The 22,465-nt window shown below is 71.7% G+C and carries 22 protein-coding genes; 13 read left to right on the top strand and 9 right to left on the bottom strand.

Annotation, left to right across the window (positions count from 1 at the left end):
* Positions 1-74: 74 nt before the first annotated feature.
* The 3 genes from GH723_RS02295 to GH723_RS18635 form a co-directional block, all read right to left on the bottom strand.
* On the bottom strand, positions 75-650 hold the full coding sequence (locus tag GH723_RS02295; RefSeq protein ID WP_153758133.1) for an MMPL family transporter: 576 nt from the start codon (positions 648-650) through the stop codon (positions 75-77).
* A complete protein-coding gene (locus tag GH723_RS02290; RefSeq protein WP_153758132.1) occupies positions 620-1,228 on the bottom strand; it encodes a hypothetical protein in 609 nt (202 codons plus the stop codon). The genes GH723_RS02295 and GH723_RS02290 overlap by 31 nt, the downstream gene beginning before the upstream one ends.
* A gap of 222 nt (positions 1,229-1,450) precedes the next feature.
* Positions 1,451-1,627, bottom strand: coding sequence for a hypothetical protein (locus GH723_RS18635; protein ID WP_229022976.1), 177 nt, complete (start codon positions 1,625-1,627; stop codon positions 1,451-1,453).
* Between the two features lie 10 nt (positions 1,628-1,637).
* On the opposite strand from GH723_RS18635, the gene GH723_RS02285 reads away from it, so the two are divergent.
* The 4 genes from GH723_RS02285 (at position 1,638) to GH723_RS02270 (ending at position 6,235) form a co-directional block, all read left to right on the top strand.
* The gene (locus GH723_RS02285; protein WP_229022975.1) at positions 1,638-2,576 is read left to right on the top strand and encodes an acetyl-CoA acetyltransferase; all 939 of its coding nucleotides are present in this window, start codon (positions 1,638-1,640) and stop codon (positions 2,574-2,576) included.
* 8 nt (positions 2,577-2,584) lie between these two features.
* Positions 2,585-2,992: a Zn-ribbon domain-containing OB-fold protein gene (locus GH723_RS02280; RefSeq protein ID WP_153758131.1), complete on the top strand. Its 408-nt coding sequence runs from the start codon at positions 2,585-2,587 to the stop codon at positions 2,990-2,992.
* A 25-nt stretch (positions 2,993-3,017) separates the two neighbouring features.
* Positions 3,018-4,562, top strand: a complete 1,545-nt coding sequence (locus GH723_RS02275) for an AMP-binding protein (protein WP_153758130.1) — start codon at positions 3,018-3,020, stop codon at positions 4,560-4,562.
* A gap of 77 nt (positions 4,563-4,639) precedes the next feature.
* A complete protein-coding gene (locus tag GH723_RS02270; protein WP_153758129.1) occupies positions 4,640-6,235 on the top strand; it encodes an acyl-CoA synthetase in 1,596 nt (531 codons plus the stop codon).
* 26 nt (positions 6,236-6,261) lie between these two features.
* On the opposite strand, the gene GH723_RS02265 is transcribed toward GH723_RS02270, so the two are convergent.
* From GH723_RS02265 to GH723_RS02255, 3 genes are all read right to left on the bottom strand, one after another.
* The gene (locus tag GH723_RS02265) at positions 6,262-8,292 is read right to left on the bottom strand and encodes a diguanylate cyclase domain-containing protein (RefSeq protein ID WP_229022974.1); all 2,031 of its coding nucleotides are present in this window, start codon (positions 8,290-8,292) and stop codon (positions 6,262-6,264) included.
* A gap of 91 nt (positions 8,293-8,383) precedes the next feature.
* Complete coding sequence (locus GH723_RS02260; RefSeq protein ID WP_407650259.1) at positions 8,384-8,986, bottom strand: carboxymuconolactone decarboxylase family protein; 603 nt, start codon at positions 8,984-8,986, stop codon at positions 8,384-8,386.
* A 34-nt stretch (positions 8,987-9,020) separates the two neighbouring features.
* Positions 9,021-10,244, bottom strand: a complete 1,224-nt coding sequence (locus tag GH723_RS02255; RefSeq protein WP_153758127.1) for a cytochrome P450 — start codon at positions 10,242-10,244, stop codon at positions 9,021-9,023.
* A 181-nt stretch (positions 10,245-10,425) separates the two neighbouring features.
* Here GH723_RS02255 and GH723_RS02250 point away from each other — a divergent pair, with 181 nt between their 5' ends.
* The 4 genes from GH723_RS02250 to GH723_RS02235 are packed head-to-tail and all read left to right on the top strand — an operon-like array spanning position 10,426 to position 14,287.
* Positions 10,426-11,574: a thiolase C-terminal domain-containing protein gene (locus tag GH723_RS02250; protein WP_229022972.1), complete on the top strand. Its 1,149-nt coding sequence runs from the start codon at positions 10,426-10,428 to the stop codon at positions 11,572-11,574.
* Positions 11,571-11,984: a Zn-ribbon domain-containing OB-fold protein gene (locus GH723_RS02245; protein WP_153758125.1), complete on the top strand. Its 414-nt coding sequence runs from the start codon at positions 11,571-11,573 to the stop codon at positions 11,982-11,984. Before GH723_RS02250 ends, GH723_RS02245 begins: the two co-directional genes overlap by 4 nt.
* The gene (locus tag GH723_RS02240) at positions 11,915-13,003 is read left to right on the top strand and encodes an NAD(P)H-dependent flavin oxidoreductase (protein WP_324248593.1); all 1,089 of its coding nucleotides are present in this window, start codon (positions 11,915-11,917) and stop codon (positions 13,001-13,003) included. The genes GH723_RS02245 and GH723_RS02240 overlap by 70 nt, the downstream gene beginning before the upstream one ends.
* Positions 13,004-13,033: 30 nt before the next feature.
* On the top strand, positions 13,034-14,287 hold the full coding sequence (locus GH723_RS02235) for an acyl-CoA dehydrogenase family protein (protein WP_153758123.1): 1,254 nt from the start codon (positions 13,034-13,036) through the stop codon (positions 14,285-14,287).
* Between the two features lie 132 nt (positions 14,288-14,419).
* On the opposite strand, the gene GH723_RS18630 is transcribed toward GH723_RS02235, so the two are convergent.
* Complete coding sequence (locus GH723_RS18630) at positions 14,420-14,704, bottom strand: hypothetical protein (RefSeq protein ID WP_229022971.1); 285 nt, start codon at positions 14,702-14,704, stop codon at positions 14,420-14,422.
* On the opposite strand from GH723_RS18630, the gene GH723_RS19150 reads away from it, so the two are divergent.
* Entirely contained in the window at positions 14,591-14,968 is a 378-nt protein-coding gene (locus GH723_RS19150) for an ABC transporter permease subunit (protein WP_407650258.1), read from the top strand. The two genes, GH723_RS18630 and GH723_RS19150, sit on opposite strands and share 114 nt — an antisense overlap.
* Here the strand turns inward: GH723_RS19150 and GH723_RS02225 are convergent.
* Positions 14,853-16,415, bottom strand: a complete 1,563-nt coding sequence (locus GH723_RS02225) for an acyl-CoA synthetase (protein ID WP_153758121.1) — start codon at positions 16,413-16,415, stop codon at positions 14,853-14,855. The genes GH723_RS19150 and GH723_RS02225 overlap by 116 nt on opposite strands.
* A gap of 16 nt (positions 16,416-16,431) precedes the next feature.
* On the bottom strand, positions 16,432-17,673 hold the full coding sequence (locus tag GH723_RS02220) for an acyl-CoA dehydrogenase family protein (protein WP_229022970.1): 1,242 nt from the start codon (positions 17,671-17,673) through the stop codon (positions 16,432-16,434).
* Between the two features lie 340 nt (positions 17,674-18,013).
* Between GH723_RS02220 and GH723_RS02215 the strand changes: the two genes are divergently transcribed.
* From GH723_RS02215 to GH723_RS02200, 4 genes are all read left to right on the top strand, one after another.
* Positions 18,014-19,231, top strand: coding sequence for a cytochrome P450 (locus tag GH723_RS02215; protein WP_153758119.1), 1,218 nt, complete (start codon positions 18,014-18,016; stop codon positions 19,229-19,231).
* 175 nt (positions 19,232-19,406) lie between these two features.
* Positions 19,407-20,798, top strand: a complete 1,392-nt coding sequence (locus tag GH723_RS02210; protein WP_153761036.1) for an aldehyde dehydrogenase family protein — start codon at positions 19,407-19,409, stop codon at positions 20,796-20,798.
* Positions 20,799-20,837: 39 nt separating this feature from the next.
* The gene (locus tag GH723_RS02205; RefSeq protein WP_153758118.1) at positions 20,838-22,013 is read left to right on the top strand and encodes a thiolase domain-containing protein; all 1,176 of its coding nucleotides are present in this window, start codon (positions 20,838-20,840) and stop codon (positions 22,011-22,013) included.
* Complete coding sequence (locus GH723_RS02200; protein WP_153758117.1) at positions 22,010-22,417, top strand: Zn-ribbon domain-containing OB-fold protein; 408 nt, start codon at positions 22,010-22,012, stop codon at positions 22,415-22,417. The genes GH723_RS02205 and GH723_RS02200 overlap by 4 nt, the downstream gene beginning before the upstream one ends.
* The last annotated feature ends 48 nt before the right edge of the window (positions 22,418-22,465 follow it).

The following is a 22,465-nucleotide window of genomic DNA, read 5'->3' as shown; positions in this document are numbered from 1 at the left end:
GGGCCGCCGGGCAGCTCGGCCACCAGTAGCAGCGGGCCGTTGAAGCCGTCGCCGAAACCGTCGGAGACGAGGTCCTAGGCCCGCCGGCTGGACTGCGTCTCGGGGCCGCCACCGAAGTGCGGTCCACCCAGCTCCATGGCGAGCACGGGCGCGGACAGCCCGAGGAGCACCACGAGGGCGACGGCCATCGCCGGCCACGGGTGGGCCTGGACGGTGCGGCTCCACCGGTACCAGCGGCTGTCGGTGGCCACCTCCTCGACCCGGCGCGTCCGACCGACAGCGAAGCGATCGATGGACGGGCCGATGAACCCGAGCATCGCCGGCAGCAGCGTGAGCGCGGCGACCACGGTGCACGACACGACGAGTGCGGCGCTGACCGCCATGCCCACCACCATGGACACCCCCATGAGGACCAGGCCCAGGAGGGAGACGACGACCGTGGCGCCGGCGAAGACGACGGCTCGGCCGGCGGTCGAGAGGGGACGGGCACACGCGTCAGCGGGCTCCAGACCGGCCCGGAGCTCCTGGCGGTACCGGGTGACGATGAACAGGGCGTAGTCGATGCCCACACCCAGGCCGATCATGGCCGCCATCGCGGGCGCGAACGTGAACACCTCGATCACCCGGGTGAGCAGCACGACCAGGCCCATCCCCACGCCCAGCCCGCCGAGGGCGACGGCGATCGGCAGCCGAAGGTGACGACGAGGACCCCGAGGGCGACCACGACCCCGGCGGCCTCCCGCCAGGTGGGCCCGCCCACGTCCACCTGCAGGTCGGCCCGCTCCGAGAGCAGGGTCGCGTCCTCGATGATCCCCCGGACGAGGTCGGGGTCGGCTTCGGGGCCGAAGTCCTCCAGGCGGACCTGGGCGATGGCGATGGTCCGGTCGGGGTCGCGGACTCCGAGTCCCAGCGAGCCATCGATCTGCTGCAGGAGCGCTTCCCCGAGTTCGCCGGCGACCCCTTGGCCGTGGCGTTCCGGGCCGAGCCCAGCATCGACGACCCGGGCGTGCGGGCCGCGATGGAGTCGTTCTTCGCCGACGTCGCCTCCCGCGACGGCGTCCGCGACGTCGTGTCGCCCTACACCGGGTTGGCGCCCGTGGCCCCGGAAGTCGTTGCGGAACGTCGCGCCCTGCACTTGGGAGGCAACGCCCACGACCAGGAGCGCGGCGGCCCAGGCCAGCACCACACGCCGCCGGTTCCGGAAGCACCAACGCCCGAGGCTCGACATCGAATCACCCGCTCTCAGCTGTGCGACAGGTACTTCGAAGCGACGAGCGATCCGCTCATAGCGGCCAAATCGGGCCGCAGTGGCTCGACCGACCCGCGAGACGGTTCTCGTGTTATGTTCTGCCGCCTCGGCCGACCGGCCAGCCACGACCCACCCGGGAGGAACTTCGTGACCACCGATCTCCGCGGCGCTGCCGCCATCGTCGGGGCCGTCGATGCCGTGTCACCCACGGGGGCCCTCGGTCGGACGGACGCCCAGCTGGAGGTCGAGGTCATCCGCGGCGCGCTCGACGACGCCGGCCTGTCCATCGCCGACGTCGACTGCCTCATGACCACCAACGGGATGATGGGCTCGCTCGAGCTCGGCGAGCGCCTCGGCGTGCGTGGCCGGCCGGTTCACGGACTCGACGATGACGGGCGGCTCGAGCTTCGAGGTGCACGTCGAGCACGCCGCCGCGGCCATCGCCGCCGGGCTGTGCGAGGTGGCGGTGATCGTGTACGCGGCGACGCCGCGGGGCGGGTGGAACCCCTTCGCCGGCGGCGGCCCGGGCATCGGAGCCCAGGACTCGGCGCTGGTCCAGTGGGACCTGCCCTACGGTCTCGGGCTGCCCGCCGCCAGCTACAGCCTCGCCGCCCAGCGGCACATGCACGACTTCGGCACCACGTCCGAGCAGCTCGCCCAGATCGCGGTGTCGTTCCGGGAGTGGGCGGTGAAGAACCCCAACGCCTACCACCAGGACCCGATCACCATCGACGATGTCCTCGCGTCGCCGATGGTGGCCGAGCCGCTGCACAAGCTCGACTGCTGCCTCGTCACCGACGGCGCCGGGGCGCTCGTGGTGACCTCGGCCGCTCGGGCCCGTGACCTGGCCCGCCCACCCGTGTACCTGCTCGGCGCCGGCACCGCCCACACCCACGGCATGTCGATCTCCCAGATGGGGGACGTGACGACCACCGGTGCCGCTGTGTCCGGCCCGCAGGCCATGGCCATGGCCGGCATCACGCCCGACGACGTCGACGTGGTCGAGCTGTACGACAGCTTCACGATCACCGCCCTCATGACCCTCGAGGACCTCGGCTTCTGCCCCAAGGGCGAGGGAGGGCGCTTCGTCGCCGACGGGCGGCTGGGCCCGGGAGGGTCGCTGCCCACCAACACCAACGGCGGCGGCCTCGCCTACACCCACCCCGGCATGTACGGCATGTTCGTCCTCGTCGAGGCGGTCCGCCAGCTCCGAGGCGAGTGCGGCGACCGCCAGGTCGAGGGGGCCGAGATCGCCGTGGCCAACGGCTGTGGCGGCGTCCTGTCGTGCACGTCCACCATCGTCCTCGGCACCGAAGCCACCCGATAGGAGACCCGATGCCACGCATCGAACCCCCCGTCACGCCCCTGGCCGAGCCCTACTGGGAGGCCACCCGCCCCGAGGAGCCCGTCGCCCAGCGCTGCGGGTCGTGCGACGGCTTCGTCTGGTACCCGCGCGAAGCCTGTCCGCACTGCCTGTCAGCGGACCTCCGCTGGGAGCCGCTGGCCGGCACCGGCACGATCTACACGTTCAACGTGATGCGCAAGCCCGGGAACCCGATGATGGGAGACGAGGTGCCCTACGTCGTCGGCCTGGTCGACCTCGACGAGGGCATCCGGATGACGACCAACATCGTCGGTGCCGATCCGAGCTCGCTGCGCTGCGACCAGCGTGTGGCGGTGGACTGGTCCGAGGAGCTCTCCGACGGCCGTCGCCTCCCGGTGTTCCGGCCCGCCGACGACTGACACCGACCACCACCCCGGGGGAACCATGTATCCAGGAGTCCACGCAGCCACCACACCGGACAAGCCCGCGCTGATCATGGGGGGCACCGGCGAGGTGGTCACCTACCGAGAGCTCGACGAGCGGTCCAACCAGCTCGCCAGGCTCTGGCGCGACCACGGCCTCGGCCCCGGCGACCACGTCGCCATCTTCAGCGAGAACAACGCCCGGTTCCTCGAGGTGATGTGGGCGGCGCTGCGCTCCGGGCTGTACATCACCACCATCAACAGCTACCTGTCGGCCGAGGAGGTGGCGTACATCCTCGACGACTCCGGGAGCCGGTCCCTGGTCACCACCACGGCGAAAGCCGACGTCGCCGCCGAGGCGCTGCGCGACGCGCCGAACGTCTCGCTGCCGCTGCTCATCGGCGACCCCGACCCTCGGTTCGAGCCCTACGTGGACGCCATCTCGGCCATGTCGACCGAGCGCCTCGACGACGAGCAGGCCGGCGAGATGATGCTGTACTCCTCCGGGACCACCGGGCGACCCAAGGGGATCAAGCGGCCGCTGTCGGGCAAGAAGGTCGACGAGGGGATGCTGATCGCCGGCCTCCTCGGCGGGGTGTTCGGCGCCAACGCCGACACCACCTACCTCTCCCCGGCCCCCCTCTACCACTCGGCTCCGATAGGGTTCAACCTCGGCGTGCAGTCGATGGGCGGCACCACGGTCATCATGGAGAAGTTCGACCCCGTCGACGCGCTGCGGCTCATCGAGGAGCACCGGGCCACGCTGTCGCAGTGGGTGCCCACGATGTTCGTACGCATGCTCAAGCTGCCGGTGGAGGAGCGCGAGCGCTTCGACCTGTCGTCCATGCAGGTCGCCATCCACGCGGCGGCCCCGTGCCCGGTCGAGGTGAAGCAGCAGATGATGGACTGGTGGGGCCCGGTGCTGTGGGAGTACTACGCCGGCACCGAGCTCAACGGCTTCTGCCTGGTGAAGCCCGAGGAGTGGCTGGAGCGACCCGGCACGGTCGGCAAGCCGCTGATCGGCGAGATCCACATCCTCGACGAGGAGGGCAACGAGCTGCCGGCGGGCGAGGCCGGCACCATCTACTTCGGCGGCGGGCCGCCCTACGAGTACCACAACGCCCCGGACAAGACCGAGGGCTCGAAGGACCCGAAGGGCCACGGCTGGACCACCCTCGGCGACGTCGGCTACCTCGACGAGGACGGCTGGCTGTTCCTCACCGACCGCAAGGCGTTCATGATCATCTCGGGCGGGGTGAACATCTACCCGCAGGAGATCGAGGACTGCCTGATCATGCACCCCAAGGTCGCCGACGTCGCCGTCTTCGGCATCCCCGACGACGAGATGGGCGAGTCGGTGATGGCCGCGGTCCAGCTGGCCGAGGGCGTCGAGCCGGGCGAGGACCTCGAAGCCGAGCTGCGCGCCTTCACCCGCGAGCACATCGCCGGGTACAAGTGCCCGAAGCGCTACGAGTTCCTCGACGAGCTGCCGCGGCTACCCACCGGCAAGCTCTACAAGCGCAAGCTGCGCGACGCCTACTGGCACGGACGCGACCGTGCCATCTGACACCGGCCACGGCGGCCCCGCCGCCGCGCCGACCGTTCACACCACATCCGACACCCGAGACCCTGGAGCGACCCGACATGCCCGGTTGGAACTTCGCCGAGATCTGGGAGGCTGCGGCCGACCACCTGCCCGACGCACCCTTCGCCAAGCAAGGTGACCGGACGGTCACGTGGAGCGAGGCCGACCGCCGGGCTGACGGCATCGCCCGCACCCTGCTCAACGCCGGTGCCGGCAAGCAGGACAAGGTCGTGCAGTACCTCTACAACTGCCCCGAGTACCTCGAGACGGTGTTCGCCTGCTTCAAGGCGTCGCTCGTCCCCGTCAACACCAACTACCGCTACACCAAGGACGAGCTCGTCTACCTGTGGGACAACGCCGATGCGGTGGCCGTCGTGTTCCACGGCTGCTTCGTCGAGACCATCGAGGCCATCCGCGAGCGGGTGCCGAAGGTGCAGACCTGGCTGTGGGTCGACGACGGCACCGGCCCCTGCCCCGAGTGGGCCACGCCGTACGAGGACGCCGCCACCCGCCAGACCGAGCGGGTCATCCCCGACCACGGGCGCGACGGCGACGACCTCTACATGCTCTACACCGGCGGGACCACCGGCATGCCCAAGGGCGTGATGTGGCGCCAGGACGACCTGGTCATCATCCTGTGCGGCACCCTGGGGACCCCCCTCCCAGAGGAGCGCGACCCGGCCGTGCTCGACACGATGTTCGAGAACCCCGGCGCGGTCGGCATGCCCGCCTGCCCGCTCATGCACGGCACCGGCGCCTTCACCACCTTCTCGGTGCTCTCCGCCGGTGGGTGCATCGTGCTGCTCCCCAGCCGCCACTTCTCCCCCGAGGAGCTCCTCGACGAGGTCGAGGCCAAGGGCGTGAACGCCATCGCCATCGTCGGCGACGCCTTCGCCAAGCCGATCCTCGGCGCCCTCGACGCCAACGAGGGCCGCTGGGACCTGTCGTCCCTCATGGCCATGACCTCCTCCGGCGTCATGTGGAGCGAGGGGACCAAGCAGGGCCTGCTGCGCCACAACCCGCAGATGTTCCTCATGGACGCCTTCTCGTCGTCCGAGGCCCTCGGCATGGGCCAGTCGGTGTCCGGCGGCGGGGAGGCGGCCAAGACCGCCAAGTTCGAGCCCGGCCTGAACACGATCGTGGTCGACGAGCAGGACCAGCGGATCACCGAGCCCGGCGTCATGGGCCGCCTGGCCGTCGGCGGCCGCCAGCCGATCGGCTACTACAAGGACCCAGAGAAGTCGGCGCGCACCTTCATCACCGTCGACGGCAAGCGCTACTCCTGCCCGGGCGACTACGCCGTGCTCGAGGAGGACGGCAGGGTCACGGTCCTCGGCCGGGGATCGGTGTGCATCAACACCGGCGGCGAGAAGGTCTTCCCCGAGGAGGTCGAGGAGGCGATCAAGACCCACGGCGCCGTGCGCGACGCCGTGGTGGTCGGCGTGCCCCACGAGCGGTTCGGGGAGATGATCGTCGCCGTCGTCGAGCCGAAGGCCGACGCCCCCGCCGAGCAGGAGATCATCGACCACGTCCGCGAGCGCCTCGCCGCCTACAAAGCACCCCGCCGGGTGATCACCGTCGACACCATCGGCCGCGCCCCCAACGGCAAGGTCGACTACAAGCGCCTGAAAGAGCACGCCACGGCCACGGCCTGACCGGGCCACCACTCCCCGGGCGTCGCTCAGCCGGCGCCCGGGGAGCCGGCGGAGCCGGCGAGCTCGTCGGCCACGCCCCATCCGGTGCCGGTCTGGCGCTTCACCACGTACATGGCACCGTCGGCGGCCCGGATGAGCTCGTCGGGTGGGGTGCCCGGGCCGCCGATGGCCGCACCCACGCTCGCGCCGACCCGGAGGTGGTGGCCGCCCACCTCGACCGGCTCGTCGGCGGCGACGCAGATGCGCTCGGCCACGCCGGCCAGCGCCTCGGCGCACACGTCGGGGAGGACGACCAGGAACTCGTCGCCGGCCAGGCGCCCGACGGTGTCGTTCGGCCGCACCAGATCGACGAAGCGGGCGGCGAGCTGGGCGAGGGCGGCGTCGCCGGCGTCGTGGCCGAAGCGGTCGTTGACGTCCTTGAACCGTCGGAGGTCGACGAAGAGGACGCCCACCCGGGTCCCGGTGCGGGCCGCGGCCCGGAGGGCGGCGTCGAGGCGGTCCTCGAGCAGCACCCGGTTGGGCAGCCCGGTGAGGACGTCGTGCATGGCCAGGTGCGCCAGCTGCTCGGACCGTCCGGCCTCGGCCTCGCGCAGGACGGCGTTCTCCATGATGAGGTCGCACTCGAGGACGAGCTGCTCGACCAGGTGGCGGTCGGCCTCGGACCAGCGGCGCCGGCGGGTGCTGGTGCTGTAGATCACGCCGCCGCGCAGGGTCTCGCCGGCCGAGAGGGGGATCGCCACGTAGGAACGCGCCGGGATGCCGTCGAACAGCTCGGCGGGGAGCATCCCGCTGTTACGCGCGTCGTCCACCGCGACCGGACGGCGCCGCTCCCTGACCGTGCGACCGAGCGCCAGGTCACCGACGCGCAGGCCGAGGCACCGCCGCCGGACCTCCTCGTCGAACGGCGCAGGGATGCCCACGGTGTGGACGTCCTCGATGGTGCCGTCGCCGTCGAACAGCAGCGCGGTGGCGTGCTCGGCCTCGAGGGCCTCCAGCCCGACTCGGGCGACGACCTCGACCGCCGCCTCGGCGGTGACGGCGCGGGTGCCCTCCCGCAGGAGGCGTCGGACGGCCTCGCCGGCCCGGGCGGTGCGGGCCTGCTCGTCCAGCAACCGTGCCCGTTCGTACAGGAGCGCGAACTGCGTGGCGGCCGCCTCGGCGAGGCTCACCAGTCGGGGGCCGAAGCGCCGCTCCTCGGCGTCGTCCAGGGTGAACACGCCGAGCGGCTCCGCGCGCGTGCCGATGGGGACGGCCACGCCCGAGCCGATCTCGAACCGGTCGGCCCAATCGCCGAGGGAGTCGCGCGCTCCCTGGTTGATCACGACCGTGTGCCAGAGGCGGGCCGCTTCGGTGAGCAGGGCGGGCAGCACGGATTCGGTGAGGAAGGCGCGGATCAGCTCCGGATCCCGGCGGCCGTCGGCGAAGTGGGCCTCGGCGCTCACCAGCGCGCCGTCGTCGATGACGAACAGGCACGCGCGCCGAACGCCGAGGCTGGCGGCGAGGCGCTGGCACAGGTGGGCGATGGCGCCGCCGTCATCGTCGGTCGCCGACGCGGCCCGGGTCAGGTCGAGGAGCAGGTCGAGCTCGGCCTTGCGCCGGTCGGCCAGGTACCAGCCCCGCGCCGCGCTGAGCGATCGGGCGAGCGCATCGATCCAGGGGGAGCCGTCGACCCGCTCACCGGCGTCACCGGGCTCGACGACCACCACGCCGAGCACCTCGCCGCCCACCTCGAGCGCCGTCGTCCACGCCGAGGTGATGGCGAAGTCCTCGCCCAGGCCGGGGGGCACGTCGGCCGCGGCCAGGTCGCGGAGCAGCACCGGCGCCCTCGTGGACACGGCGTCGCGGAACGGGCCGATGTGCTCCAGCGGGTAGCGGGACCACCGGCGGGCCACGTTCGACGCGGGCGCCGACGGGCCGACCGACACCAGCGGTGAGATGGCCCGGCCGTGGTCGTCGAGGACCCAGATCGACACCCGCTCGGCGCCGACGGCCGCTCGAAGCTGGTGGCACGCCTGCTCCACCAGATCGACGTGGCGGTCGCGCTCCTGGCTCGTCATGCGGACCATCGGCTCCCCTGCCTCACCGCTGGACGGAGCGGAACGTACCCCAGCCGCCACGGAAGAGCACGCACGGAGCGGGATGCCGCGATCAGAGCTCCAACTCGCTGCGCACCGGTGTCCGGGCCGGCTCGGGCACGGCACCGTCTGGGGGCCAGGGGTCGACGCCCTCCTCGAGCGGCACCTCGAGCGACCGGAGCAGCTGGGCGAACATCGACCAGTTGGCGATGGCGATCACCACCTCGATCCGGGCCTTCTCGTCGGGGACGGTGGCCTCCAGCTCGGCCCACGTCGCGGTGCTGATGGCTCCGGCGCCGAGGGTCTCATCGGTGGCGGCGAGCACGGCGCGGTCGGCGCGGCTCAGGCGATCGCTGGCCTTCCAGTCGCGCACGGCGACGAGGTCGTCCTCGGGGATCTCGAGCATGCGGGCGACCCGCCAGTGCTGGGTCCACTCGTACATCGAGCCCTGACACCAGCCGATGCGCATGATGACCAGCTCACGCAGGCGGGCGTCGAGCGTGCCGTTCCACAGCAGCTGGTGGAGCAGCCCGTTCACTCGCGCCGCCAGGTCCTCGTGGCGAAGGAGCACCTTGAACACGGACAGGTCGGCCATGCTCTCGGGCACCCCGACCCGGGCGGCAGCTGCCCGGGCGTCGTCGGCGTCGAGCATCGGGATCCGGGCGTCCGGCGGCATCATCATGGTCACTCCCCCTCCGTCGGGCGCCGGTCTACCAGCGCACCGACACGGAGCGCGGGCCCCGCACCTGGCCGCCGCTCCAGGTGACCGCTCCCGGGTCGGCAAGCTCGAAGGTGGGGATGCGGTCGAGGAAGCGCTCGATCGCCACCCGTAGCTCCATGCGGGCCAGGTTCGAGCCGAGGCAGCGGTGGATGCCGGAACCGAACGCGAAGTGCCGGTTGCGCTGGCGGTCGATGACGAACTCGTCGGGGCGGTCGAAGTGCTCGGGGTCGCGGTTGCCGGCGGGGAACGCCATGAGGATCTTGTCGCCCTTGCGCATCGGGCACCCGTTGAACTCGGTGTCCTCGGCCACGTAGCGGGCCATGGTGACCGGGCTGTAGAAGCGCAGGATCTCCTCGATCGCCGAGGTCATCAGCTCGGGCTCGGCCCGCAGCCGCGCCTGGTCCTGCGGGCGCGAGGCCAGGTGGTACAGCCCCGAGCCGATCGAACTCCATGTGGTGTCGATGCCGGCCAGCAGCAACAAGAAGCAGCTGCCGATGCGGTGGCGATCGTCCAGCGGGTCTCCCTCGTGGCGAGCCTCCACCAGCATGGTGATGAGGTCGTCGGGTCGCTCCCTCTCCGGCACCCGCTCGCGCTCGTCGAGCTTGGCTCCGAAGTAGTCGATGACCTCCAAGACGGCGTCGGTGGCACCCTGGATGTTCTGGAAGCCCTGCTGGAGGATGGTGACCGCCCAGCTGGTGAAGATGTCCTCGTCCTCGAGGGGCACGCCAAGCATCCGTGCGATGACCCGCACCGGGATGTGCTGGGCGTAGTCCTGGGCCGCGTCGGCGCGTCCGGTGGCGGCGAAGCCGTCGATGAGCTCGTCGGCGAGGGCGTGGGTGATGGGGGTGAGCTCCTCGATGCGGCTCGGCCCGAAGCGGGGCAGCAGCATGCGGCGGGCCCAGGTGTGCACCGGCGGGTCCGACGTGATGGGCGGCGCGATCAGCATGATCGCCGCCTCCGGGTTGAGCTCGCGGCCCGGGGTGATGACGGCGATGTCCCGCGACGAGAAGTGCTCGACGTCGTGGGCGATGGCGGCCAAGTCGTTGTACCGGGTGGGCAGCCACGTGGACCCGTACCGGTCGGTGTGGGCGATCGGGCAGCGCTCCCGCAGCTCGGCCCACACCGGCGCCGGGTCGGCGACGTAGTCGGGGTCGAGGATGTCGAAGTCCGTGGACCAGTCTCGGACCTCGGAACGAGGATCAGTGGCGGTCATGGCTTCCTCCAGGGTGGCCGCGGCGCGGATCAGGCGATCGGTACAACAGTAGCGCCGAGTTGTCTCCTGGCGAAACACATGACAGAATCCGTCGCACAACGCACCACAGCACCGGAGGGGAAGTCGCATGCCAGCCGCAGGTGCCCCGGGAGGTCGAGGCCCGTGGGGGTCCACCGCCATCGTGGGCGTCGGTGAGACGGACTACGTCCGGGCCTCCGACCGCCACGTCTGCGACCTCATCCTCGACGCATCGATGGCCGCCATCGTCGACGCCGGCCTCGCCCCCGCAGACATCGACGGCATCATCCCGCCGCCCGGCTTCATGAGCACTGAGGAGATCGCCGCCAACCTCGGGGTGCCCGACGTCGCCTACCACGTCAGCGTGCTGATGGGCGGCGCCTCGCCCACCGCCTCGCTCCAGACCGCGGCCATGGCCGTCGATGCCGGACTCGCCGACGCGGTGCTCGTCACCCTCGGCTGGAACGGCTACTCGGCGTTGCGCCCCAAGCCCGACGCGAGGCCGACGAAGCGCACCATGAACCTGGGCCCGATGGGCGAGACGGTGCGCAACCTCTACGCCCCCTACGGCCTCATGTCGGCGGCCCAGCACTACAGCCTCTACCTGCGGCACTACGTCGAGCGGTACGGCGTGCCCGCCGACGGCGCCGCCGCCGTCGCCCTCACCTGCCGCGAGCACGCGCAGCGGAACGGGAAGGCGATGATGCGGGGCCGTCCGCTCAGCCGCGAGGAGTACGATGCCGCCCCGTACATTGCGGAGCCGCTGCGCAAGTACGACTGCTGCCTGGAGACCGACTGCGCGGCGGCCGTGGTCGTCACCTCCCTCGAGCGGGCCCGCGACCTGCCCCACGCGCCGGTCGTGTACCTCGCCGGCGCGGAGGGGCACCCGCAGCCGGCGGACGAGATCGTCGGCCGGGCCGACCTGCTCGAGCTCGGGATCCACCGGGCCGCGCCCCGGGCGTTCGCCCGGGCCGGCGTGGGCCCGCAGGACATCGACGTCCTCGAGATCTACGACTGCTTCACCTACGTCGTGCTGCTCCAGCTCGAGGCGCTAGGGTACGCCGAGCCCGGCGGCGCCGCCGACTTCGTCGCCGACGGGAACATCTCGCTGGAGGGGCGGTTCCCGATGAACACCCACGGCGGGCTGCTCTCTCAGGGCCACTGCTGGGGCCTGAACCACCTGGTCGAGGCCACGCGCCAGCTGCGTGGCGAGGCCGGCGAGGCCCAGGTGAGTGGGGCCGAGCTGGCCCTCGTCACCGGCTACGGCGACCTCGGCGACGGCAGTGTGGCCATCCTCGGGGTCGACCGGTGACCGGTACCTTCGTCCCCAAGCCCGAGTGGCTGATGCTCGACTGGCACCACGCCTGCCTCGCCGCCGACGCCCTCACGATCCAGCGGTGCGACGGCTGCGGGCGCTGGCGCCACCCGCCCCGCCGGTTCTGCGCCGCCTGCTACAGCCCGGAGTCCAGCTTCGAGCCCGTCGCCGGCACCGGCGTCGTGGTGTCCCTGGCCGTGAGCCACCGCAGCATGGACCCGGGCTGGCAGGCCGACGCCCCGTTCGCGACGCTCGTCGTCGAGCTCGACGAGGGACCCCGCCTGCTCGCCGCCACCCGTTCGGCGCCCGCCTCCGTCGGTGTCGGCACCCGCGTGCGGTGCGCCATCGAGCGCCGCTCCGACGACTTCGCGCTGGTGTGGGCCGAACCCGGCCCCGCCACCGCCTGAACCCCCGAGGGAGGACGACGGCCCGCCGTCGCAGCACCATGATCCACACCCGACTGACCGACCTGCTCGATTGCGAGCACCCCGTGATGCTGGCCGGGATGGGCGGCGTGTCCTACGCCGAGCTCGTCGCCGCGGTGAGCGCCGCCGGCGGCTTCGGCACCCTCGGCGCCGCCCCGCTCGGCCTCGAGAAGATGAAGGTCGAGATCGCCCAGGTGCGCGAGCGCACCGACGCCCCCTTCGGGGTCGACCTGCTCACCGCCCTGCCCGGCGGCATGGCCGAGCAGGTCGACGCCATCATCGCCGGCGGGGCCACGCTCTTCGTCGCCGGGCTCGGCGTCCCCCGCGAGGTGGTCGACCAGTGCCACCGCGCCGGCGTCCTCGTCGCCAACATGTGCGGGAAGGTGCGCCACGCCGAGGCCGCGGTCGAGGCCGGCTGCGACATCGTGATCGCCCAGGGCACCGAGGGTGGCGGCCACACCGGCACCGTCGCGACGATGCCGCTCGTCCCCCAGATCGTCGACGCCGTCGGCGACCGGGTGCCCGTGGTGGCCGCCGGCGGGATCTTCGACGGCCGCGGGCTCGCCGCCGCGCTCGCGCTCGGCGCCGACGGGGTGTGGGTCGGCACCCGCTTCATCGCCACGCCCGAGGCCCACGTCGTCTCCGGCTACCGCGAGGCGCTGGTCGGCGGACGCGACGACGACACCGTCATCACCCGGGCCTACACCGGCAAGACGCTGCGCGCCATGCGTAACGAGTACACGCAGTACTTCGAGGAGCACCCCGAGGAGCTCGCCCGCTTCCCCGAGCAGATCGGCCGGTCGATGGGCGACGGCGCCATGCACCTCGGGGCGCCGCCCGACACGGAGGGGATCGACCCGTCCAAGGAGTGCTACGCCGCCGGCCAAGCCCTCGGCGGCATCCACGAGGTCGTGCCCGCCGGCGAGCTGGTCCACCGCTTCGTCGAGGACGCCGAGCGCGAGCTCGACCGGTTGGCGTCGCTGCGCGCCGTCACCCACTGACCACACCGCAACACAGGAGCGAAGAAGACAATGAGCACCATCGAGGACACCGCGCTCGACGTCGAGGCGTGGCTCGACGAGAACTGGGACCCCGACCTGACCGTCGCCGAGTGGTGGGCCCGCATGGCCGAGGCCCGCCTCGCCCACCCCATGCTCCCCGCCCCCTGGGGCCGCGACTGGAGCCGCAACCAGGCCGCCGAGCTCGCGCAGGCGATGGTGCAGCGCAAGGCGCTCGGCCCGCCCTCGGGCCTCGGCATGATGCTGGCCGCGCCCACGATCATCGCCCACGCCTCCGAGGAGCTGCAGCACCGCCTGGTGCCCCGGATCCTCGACGGCCAGCACGGCTGGTGCCAGCTGTTCTCCGAGCCGGGCGCCGGCTCCGACCTCGCTGGCCTTCAGTGCCGGGCCGAGCGTGACGGCGACGAGTGGGTGGTCACCGGCCAGAAGGTGTGGACCTCGCTCGGTCAGTGGGCCGACTACGGCATCCTCATCGCCCGCACCGACCCCGACGCGCCGAAGCACCGGGGCATCACCTACTTCGCGTTCCCGATGCTGCAGGACGGCGTCGAGGTCCGCCCGCTGCGGGAGATGACCGGGCGGGCGCTGTTCAACGAGGTCTTCCTGGACGAGGCGCGGGTCCCCCATGCCAACGTCATCGGCGACGTCGGCGACGGCTGGCGGGTCGCCAACACCACCCTCATGGTCGAGCGCAGCGGGATCGGCGGGAACAACGTCGCCGCCCCGAGCGCCGCCATCCCCGGCACGATCGCCGGACACCTCGACCGGCCGGCCGGGTCGTTCGAGAACGAGGTGCCCGCCCTCGCCGAGGGCGGCGTGGGCGCCGGGCGGGTGAAGTCGTTCATCAAGCTCGCTCGGGAGACGGGCAAGCTCGAGGACCCGACCATCCGCCAGGACCTCATGCGCCTGCAAACCATGGTCGAGATCACCGGGTGGCACCTGGGCCGGATGAAGAGCGGCAACGCCGCCACCGGCGGCGAGGGCAACCTGGCCAAGCTGCGCAACAGCGACGTGGTCCGCCTCGCCCGCGACCTGGGGTGCCGGATCCTCGGCCCCGGCGCCACGCTGATGGGACCGGACGCGCCCTCGGGCGGCTCGATCCAGGAGATGACGATGTTCTCCCCGTCGCCGTCCATCTACGGCGGCAGCGACCAGGTGCAGCGCAACATCATCGGCGAGCGGGTGCTGGGCCTCCCCAAGGAGCCGGGCCCGGCGAAGGACACGCCCTTCCGCGAGCTGCCGCAGAACACCTCGCCGTCTCGCTGAGCTCGGGGGCGGCGGCGGCACGCGCCGCCGCCCCGACTCACGCGACGCACGACGCTCGCGGTGCTATGTTGCGCGCCGCACTACGGACCGGGGGTTGGGTGCTCGACATCGAAGCCGCGGTGAGCGGCGTGTTCACGGGCGGCAGCTACGCGCTATCGGCATGGCCATCACGCTGAAGTTCCGCTCGAGCGGGGTGCTGTCCTCGCCCACGCCGCGTTCGCGGCGGTGGCGGTGTTCATGTACGTCGACTTCACCGAGCGCGGCTGGCCCCTCGGCGTCGAGGTCTCGTACCAGAAGGCCACCGTGCTCGTGGCCGCCGCCGTGGCGGCGGCGATCCTCGCCTGGTTCCTCGAGCGCACCCGCTTCGGCACCGCGGTGCGCGCCGTCGCCCAGGACCCCGAGGCGGCCCACCTGCACGGCATCTCGCTCGGCACCGTCGCCCGGTTCAACTGCGACCTCGGCGCCGCTCTGTCGGCGGCGGTCGGGATCCTGGTGGCGCCGCTGCAGGAGGCGGACGCCGAGGTCGGCCCAGCGGTCGGGGTCCCCTGCCGAGGCCGCCGGATGCTCAGATGGCGCGCTCCCGGTCGGCCCAGTACTCGTCGCGGAGCAGCCGCTTGTAGAGCTTCCCGGTCGGGAACCGGGGCAGCTCGTCGCGGAAGTCCACCGAGCGGGGGCACTTGAAGGCGGCCAGGCGCTCTCGGCAGAAGGCGATGAGCTCCTCGGCGAAGCGCTCGTCGGCCCGGGACGGGTCCTTGGGCTGCACGACGGCCTTGACCTGCTCGCCCCACTCGTCGTCGGGCACGCCGAGCACGGCGGCGTCCGCGACGTCGGGGTGCTCGAGCAGGACGGCCTCGATCTCGGCCGGGTAGATGTTCACGCCGCCCGAGATGATCATGTCGGCCTTGCGGTCCGACAGGAACAGCCAGCCGTCCTCGTCGAGGTAGCCCATGTCGCCGACGGTGAAGAGCCCGGCGCGCCGGTTGGCCTTCGTCTTCTCCTCGTCCTTGAAGTACTCGAACGCGGCGCCCCCGGGCGAGCCCATGTAGACGGTGCCGACCTCCCGCGGGCCGAGCTCGTTGCCGTCGTCGTCGAAGATCTTGAGGGTGGCGCCGGGGAAGGGCTGGCCCACCGTGCCCGGGTGCTCCAGCCAGTCGTGGGGCTTGACGTAGGCGCCACCGCCCTCGGTGGCCGCGTAGTACTCGTAGATGACCGGGCCCCACCACTCGATCATCCGGCGCTTGACCTCGACCGGGCACGGGGCCGCGGCGTGGATCACCGACCGCAGTGTCGAGGTGTCGTAGCGGTTGCGCTCCTCCTCGGGCAGCTGCAGCAGCCGGTGGAACATCGTGGGCACCATGTGGCTGGTGGTGATGCCGTGCTCCTCGATGAGGCGCAGCGTGCCCTCCGGCGTCCACCGGTCGACCAGGACCATCGTCTGCCCGAGGTGGAGGGCGCCCGTGCCGAAGGCGAGCGGGGCGGCGTGGTACAGCGGCCCGGCCACCAGGTGGGCGCCGGGCCCGGGGACGATGTCGAACAGCATCGACAGCATGGAGCCGGCGGCGGCCGCTTCGTTCGGGTCGCCCTCGGGCAGCGGCCGGCGGACGCCCTTCGGCCGGCCGGTGGTGCCGGAGGTGTAGAGCATCGTCGTGCCCGCGGAGCGGTCGGACGGGCGCTCGCCCGGCTGGCCGTCGGCGATCTCGCCGGAGGGGCGGTAGCCGTCGATGGAGCCCACGGCGAAGCGGCGGTCGGCAGGGAGGGCGAGCTCGTCGGCCGCCGCCCTCGCCGCCGCGTAGCGCTCGTGGATCACGAGGACGTCGGCCTCGCAGTCGTTCACGATGTACGCGATCTCGGGGCCGGTGAGGTGGAAGTTGATGCAGGTCAGGTAGAGCCCGGTCTGCATCGCGGCCAGGTACAGCTCGACGAACTCGACCTCGTTGGGCAGCACGATGGCGACGCCGTCGCCCCGCTGGAGGCCGAGGGCGCGCAGCCCGTGGGCCACCCGGTTGGCCCGCTCGTCGAGCTGGCCGTAGCTGTAGGTCTCGCCGGCGGGCGTGACGAGCGCCGGGCGGTCGGGGTCGGCGCCGGCGATGGCCCAGAAGCCGAGCGGGTCGGAGGCGGCGGTGGTCATCTTCTGGTTCCCCTCGTCAGTTCTTCAGCAGCTCGCGGAAGGGCGTGTCCTTGGACGGTCCCGGCTCCTTCGGCAGGCCGAGCACGCGCTCGCCGATGATGTTGCGCTGCACCTGGTCGGTGCCGCCGTAGATGGACGGCGCCGGCGAGAAGAGGTTCAGCTCCTGCAGCTCGCCGCCGGTGGGCGAGTCGGGGCCGGTGACGGTGGCGCCCGGGCCCACGATCGTGCAGCCCAGCTCGAGGGCGAGGGCGAGCATCTGGCTGTTGCGGATCTTGGCCAGGTTGCCCTCGCCGCCGGTGGCAGCGTTCCCGGACTTCATGCGGCCCATGTGCCAGGTCGTGATCTCCACCAGGCTGTGCAGCCGGGCGAGGCCGTCGCGCACCACGGGGTCGTCGCTGCGACCCCGCTCGCGGGCCAGCTCGGCCAGCCAGCGGACCTTGCCGCGGCTGACGGCCGTGCCACCGGTGCCGCCCGGATTCGGCTTGGCGAACCGGCCGGCGGGCTGGTCGAGGTGGCCGGCCACGGTCCCGGCGATGGCGGCGCTCGGCGCCGCGGCGTTGGCCCCTCCGATGCCGGCCCGCTCGACCATGAGGGTGGTGTTGGCCACCCGCCAGCCGTCGTTGTAGTCGCCGATCATGTCGGCGTCGGCGACGCGCGCGTCGCCCATGAACACCTCGTTGAACATGGCCCGGCCGGTCATCTCCCGGAGCGGGCGCACCTCGACACCGGGCTGGCGCATCGGGAAGGCGAAGTACGTGAGGCCGCGGTGCTTGGGCTGGTCGGGGTCGGTGCGGGCGATGAGGATCCCGTAGTCGGCCCACTGGCCGCCCGAGGTCCACAACTTCTGGCCGTTCACCACCCACTCGTCGCCGTCGCGCTGGGCCCGGGTCTGCAGGCCGGCCAGGTCGGACCCGGCGCCCGGCTCGGAGAACAGCTGGCACCAGCCGTGCTGGCCGTCGAGGATCCGGGGCACGTATCGCTGGATCACGTCCTCGGAGCCGTGGGCCAGGATGGTGGGCACGGCGAGCATCATCCCGATGCCGGCCGGCGGCCCGAGCGCTCCCCGGCGCACCACCTCGGAGGCGAAGGCCGCGGCCTCCGCCCGGCTCCACCCGCGGCCCCACGGCTCGGGCAGCATCGGGTTCGACAGGCGGGCGTCGGCCAGCAGGCGCCACCACTCCCTCACCGTCATCCCCGGGTCCCAGGCCTGTTCCAACCAGGCACCGGTGTCGGCCGGTGCAGCATCGATCGCAGTCACGTGCATCCCCCTGTTGCGAGACAGTCGCAGCGACCTGTGTCGCGACGTCTCCCCCTTCGCTACCACATGGGGCCTGCCGCCGCTCGCCTGCCGGTAGGTTCGGCGCGACCGGAGCGCGGACGTGGTGTCGCGCCTGGACCGCGTGGTCGACGAGGCCCGCCGCTCGGTGTTGCTGGCCGTCGCCGCCAGCACCCTGGTCGCCGTGGGCGGGCTGCTGGTCGTACTGCAAGCAGCGCGTCGCCGCCGAGGCCCTTCGACACACGACAACGGACGTCACATGCCCTAGGGTGGTGCGCACGGGGCCTCCGTCAGGAGCAGCACCATTAGCAAAGGGGGGTCTATGACCATCATCGACGACGTCCTCGACTGGGCGAACGACTTCGACATCTTCCATCGCGACTACGTCGCCGAGCCGGAGCGGACGTGGGACGAGCTGCGCGAGCGCTGCCCGATCGCGTTCACCGAGCGACGCAACCGGGCGTGGCTTCCGGTGCGCTACGACGACATCGCCCAGATCGCTCACGACGTGGAGCACTTCTCCTCCAGCGATGTGGGCGTCGTCACGATCAACCGCCCCGGCGAGGGTGCGCTCACCGCCGGGGCCCCTCCGATCAGCTCCGATCCGCCCGTGGACACCTGGGCCCGCCGGCTGCTCCTGCCCGCCTTCGGCCCGTCGGCCATCGAGAAGATGACGCCGATCACCCGGGGCCTGGCGAACGAGCTGATCGACGAGTTCGCGCACACCGGCCGGGGCGATGCCGCCGCCGACTACGCCCAGCACATCCCGGTGCGGATCATCGCCACCATGCTCGGCATCCCGGTGGAGCACGAGGACCGCTTCACGGAGTGGGTGGTGAAGATCCTCCAGGAGGGGTTCCACAACATCGACGGCTCGCGTGCCGCCCTCGAGGAGCTGATCGGCTACTTCGCCGAGCGGATCGCCGAGCATCGGGCCCTGCCCGAAGGTGAACGCCCTGACGACCTGCTCACGCTGCTCATCGAGTCCGACGTCGACGGCGAGCCCATCGAGGACATGCACCTGCTCGGCACGTGCTTCCTGCTCCTCGTCGCCGGCATCGACACCACCTGGAGCTCGATCGGGTCGGGCCTGTGGCACCTGGCCACCCACCCCGAGGACCAGCGGCGCCTCCGCGAGGAGCCCGAGCTGATGGACACGGCCGTGGAGGAGATTCTGCGCATGTACAGCCCGGTCACCATGGCCCGGGCCGTCACGGAGGACATCGAGTTCAACGGCTGCCCCATGAAGGCGGGCGACAAGGTGCTCATGGCCTTCCCGGCCGGCAACCGCGACCCCGAGCACTTCGAGCGGGCTGACGAGTTCGTGATCGACCGGAAGAAGAACCGGCACTTCGCCTTCGGGTCCGGCATCCACCGGTGCTTGGGGTCGAACCTGGCTCGCATGGAGCTGAAGGTCGCCATCCAGACCTTCCTCGACCGGGTCCCGACCTTCACCGTCGAAGACCCCGACAAGGTCACCTGGGTCGGTGGGCAGGTGCGCGGGCCGCGCAACGTGCCCATCGTCTTCGACGCTCCGTAGCGTCGCCGCCGGCGACGCATCCAGGTGACCGAAACGCTCGCCGAGCGATCAGCCGCGCGCCGGGGGTGGTCCCGCTGGCGCCGAACGAACACAACGTGCGACACTCACCGACAGACGTCTCGCGCTTGGCGAGCACGAGAACCGAACACGGGGACCCATGAGCGAAGAAGTCACCATGACCATCGACGGCGCCGTAGCGAGCACCGAGGCGACCTTCGACGTCGTCAACCCGGCGACCGGCGCCCCGGAGGCGACTGCGCCGGACTGCACGCCCCAGCAGCTCGATGCAGCGATGACGTCGGCGGCGAAGGCGTACCGCGACTGGCGCCGCGACGAGGGCCGGCGCCGCGAGCTGCTCCGGCAATCCGCTGACGCCCTCATGGCCGCCGCAGAGGACATCGCCCCGATCCTCACCCTCGAGCAGGGCAAGCCGCTGGGGGAGGCGACCTTCGAGGTGTACGGGGCGGCCATCTGGTTCCAGTACTACGCCGACCTCGAGATCCCCCGCCAGGTCATCCAGGACGATGACGCCGCCTTCGTCGAGGTCGTGCAGCGGCCCCTGGGCGTGGTCGCCGGCATCACCCCGTGGAACTTCCCGCTCGTGCTCGCCTCGTGGAAGATCGCCCCTGCGCTCCTCGCGGGCAACACGATGGTGCTCAAGCCGTCACCCTTCACCCCACGGGCCACGCTGAAGGTGGGCGAGGTCCTGCGTGACGTGCTGCCGCCCGGCGTGCTCAACGTGATCAGCGGCAAGGACCCCCTCGGGGCGTCCATGACGTCGCATCCCGTCCCCCGCAAGATCAGCCTCACCGGGTCGGTGGCCACCGGCAAGAAGGTCGCTGCTGCGGCCGCGCCCGACCTCAAGCGCACCACCCTCGAGCTGGGCGGGAACGATCCGGCCATCGTCCTCGACGACGTCGACGTCGACACGGTGGTCGAGAAGCTGTTCTGGGGTGCCTTCCAGAACAACGGCCAGGTGTGCTCGGCGATCAAGCGGGTGTACGTGCCCGAGTCGCTGCACGACCGCATCGTCGACGGCCTCGCCGACCTGGCCCGCTCGGTCAAGGTCGGCCCCGGCACCGAAGCCGACGTGCAGCTGGGTCCGATCAACAACCGTCCCCAGTACGAGCGGGTCAGCGAGCTCGTCGCCGACGCCCTCTCCTCGGGCGCGGTGGCTGCGGCCGGGGGCAAGCCGATAGACGGCGACGGCTACTTCTTCGAGCCGACCATCCTCACCGGTCTCTCCGACGGGTCCCGGATCGTGGACGAGGAGCAGTTCGGGCCCGCGCTGCCCGTCATCACCTACCGCGACATCGACGAGGTGGTGGAGCGGGCCAACGCCACGCACTACGGGCTGTCCGGATCGGTGTGGGGCGCCGATGCCGACCGAGCCAGCCAGATCGCCGAGGAGCTCGAGTGTGGCACCGCGTGGGTCAACACCCACCTGGCGCTCGCCCCCCATCAGCCCTTCGGTGGGGCCAAGTGGAGCGGCATCGGCGTCGAGAACGGCACATGGGGACTGCTGGCGTTCAGCGAGCCCCAGGTCGTCCACCGCTCCAAGGCCTGACCGACCGACCCCAAATCCCCACGACAGAGCAGGAGAAGTGTGACCATACGCGGCAAGGCATCCATCGCGGGCGCCTACGAACATCCACTGCGAGTGATCCCCGACCGCACCGTGGCCCAGGTGCACGCCGACGTGGCCGTCGGCGCGCTCGCCGATGCCGGCCTGTCCATGGACGACGTGGACGGCTACTTCTGCGCCGGCGACGCACCTGGCTTCGGCGGCTTCTCCATGGCCGAGTACCTGGGCCTGCAGCTGCGTCACATCGACACCACCGAGACCGGGGGCTCTTCGTACCTGTGCCACGTCGGGCACGCCACGGCAGCCATCGCCGCCGGCAAGTGCTCGGTGGCGCTGGTGACGCTCGCCGGCCTGCCCCGCTCCGACCCGGCATCGATGATGGGCGGCGCCCGGGCCATGTTCGCCAGCGCCCCCGAGGCCGGCTTCGAGATGAACCACGGCATGGCCATCCACGGCGGCTACGCCCTGGCCGCCCGTCGCCACATGTACGAGTTCGGAACCACCAGCGAGCAGCTGGCCGAGATCAAGGTCGCGGCCTCCCACCACGCCCAGTTCAATCCCGACGCCTTCCTGCCCAAGGCGGTCTCCATCGAGGAGGTCCTCGAGTCGCCGCTCGTCAGCGACCCGTTGCACCGCCTCGACTGCTGCGTGGTCACCGACGGAGGCGGCGCCGTCGTCGTCGTCAGCCCCGAGATCGCCCGCGACCTCGAGCGCCGCACCGTCAAGGTCCTGGGCCACGGCGAGGCCCCGAAGCACACCAACAACGGCCGCATCGACCTCACCCACACCGGCGCGGCGTGGTCCGGGCCCCGGGCATTCGAGGAGGCCGGGGTCACGCCCGGCGACATCGACTACGCCTCGATCTACGACTCCTTCACCATCACGGTGCTCGAGACCATCGAGGACCTCGGCTTCTGCGAGAAGGGCAAGGGCGGCGCGTTCGTCGCCGACCAGGGCCTCCGGGCCCCCGACGGGAGGCTCCCGTTCAACACCGACGGTGGCGGACTGTGCAACAACCACCCCGCCAACCGAGGGGGCATGACCAAGGTCATCGAGGCCGTCCGTCAGCTCCGCGGCGAGGCCCACGGCGAGGTGCAGGTGCCCGACTGCCAGCTCGCGCTCGCCCACGGCACCGGCGGCTCGCTCGCCAACCGCATGGGCAGCGCCACACTCATCCTCGGACAGGAGGACGCATGAGCGACCTGCCCACCTTCGCTCCCCCGGTGACCCCGGAGACCAAGCCGTTCTGGGACGCCACCGCCGAGGGCCGCTTGGTGCTGCCCCGGTGCACGTCCTGCCAGACGGTGATCTGGTACCCCCGTACGTTCTGCCCGGCATGCCACACCGAGGGCGTCGAGTGGATCGAGGCCACCGGTGAGGGCACCGTCTACAGCTACACCGTGACCCACAAGGGCGACGGTCCCTGGCGGGACGCGTCGCCCTACGTCATGGCCTACGTCGAGCTCGACGAGGGTCCGCGCGTGCTGACCAACATCGTGGAGTGCGACCCCGCCACCGTCACGGTGGGCCAACGGGTGTCGGTGCGCTGGGACCCCACCGAAGAGGGTCCCGCCATCCCCCGGTTCGCTCCCGTCGGCTGACGCCCACGTGACGGCCGGCGGGCCGCCGCCGCTGGCCACCGTCACCGA

It is taken from the genome of Actinomarinicola tropica (genome assembly GCF_009650215.1).
GTDB lineage: Bacteria > Actinomycetota > Acidimicrobiia > Acidimicrobiales > SKKL01 > Actinomarinicola > Actinomarinicola tropica.
This window is presented reverse-complemented; position numbering and strand designations above follow the sequence as displayed.

Bases quoted from the DNA above. Each gene is read 5' to 3' on its own strand.
- GH723_RS02235 (WP_153758123.1), top strand. From the start codon at position 13,034: ATGAGCACCATCGAGGACACCGCGCTCGACGTCGAGGCGTGGCTCGAC.
- GH723_RS02285 (WP_229022975.1), top strand. From the start codon at position 1,638: ATGACGGGCGGCTCGAGCTTCGAGGTGCACGTCGAGCACGCCGCCGCG.
- GH723_RS02295 (WP_153758133.1), bottom strand. From the start codon at position 650: ATGGGCCTGGTCGTGCTGCTCACCCGGGTGATCGAGGTGTTCACGTTC.
- GH723_RS02280 (WP_153758131.1), top strand. From the start codon at position 2,585: ATGCCACGCATCGAACCCCCCGTCACGCCCCTGGCCGAGCCCTACTGG.
- GH723_RS02215 (WP_153758119.1), top strand. From the start codon at position 18,014: ATGACCATCATCGACGACGTCCTCGACTGGGCGAACGACTTCGACATC.
- GH723_RS02255 (WP_153758127.1), bottom strand. From the start codon at position 10,244: ATGACCGCCACTGATCCTCGTTCCGAGGTCCGAGACTGGTCCACGGAC.
- GH723_RS02265 (WP_229022974.1), bottom strand. From the start codon at position 8,292: ATGACGAGCCAGGAGCGCGACCGCCACGTCGATCTGGTGGAGCAGGCG.
- GH723_RS02225 (WP_153758121.1), bottom strand. From the start codon at position 16,415: ATGACCACCGCCGCCTCCGACCCGCTCGGCTTCTGGGCCATCGCCGGC.
- GH723_RS02270 (WP_153758129.1), top strand. From the start codon at position 4,640: ATGCCCGGTTGGAACTTCGCCGAGATCTGGGAGGCTGCGGCCGACCAC.
- GH723_RS02260 (WP_407650259.1), bottom strand. From the start codon at position 8,986: ATGCCGCCGGACGCCCGGATCCCGATGCTCGACGCCGACGACGCCCGG.
- GH723_RS02290 (WP_153758132.1), bottom strand. From the start codon at position 1,228: ATGTCGAGCCTCGGGCGTTGGTGCTTCCGGAACCGGCGGCGTGTGGTG.
- GH723_RS02210 (WP_153761036.1), top strand. From the start codon at position 19,407: ATGACCATCGACGGCGCCGTAGCGAGCACCGAGGCGACCTTCGACGTC.
- GH723_RS02275 (WP_153758130.1), top strand. From the start codon at position 3,018: ATGTATCCAGGAGTCCACGCAGCCACCACACCGGACAAGCCCGCGCTG.
- GH723_RS02200 (WP_153758117.1), top strand. From the start codon at position 22,010: ATGAGCGACCTGCCCACCTTCGCTCCCCCGGTGACCCCGGAGACCAAG.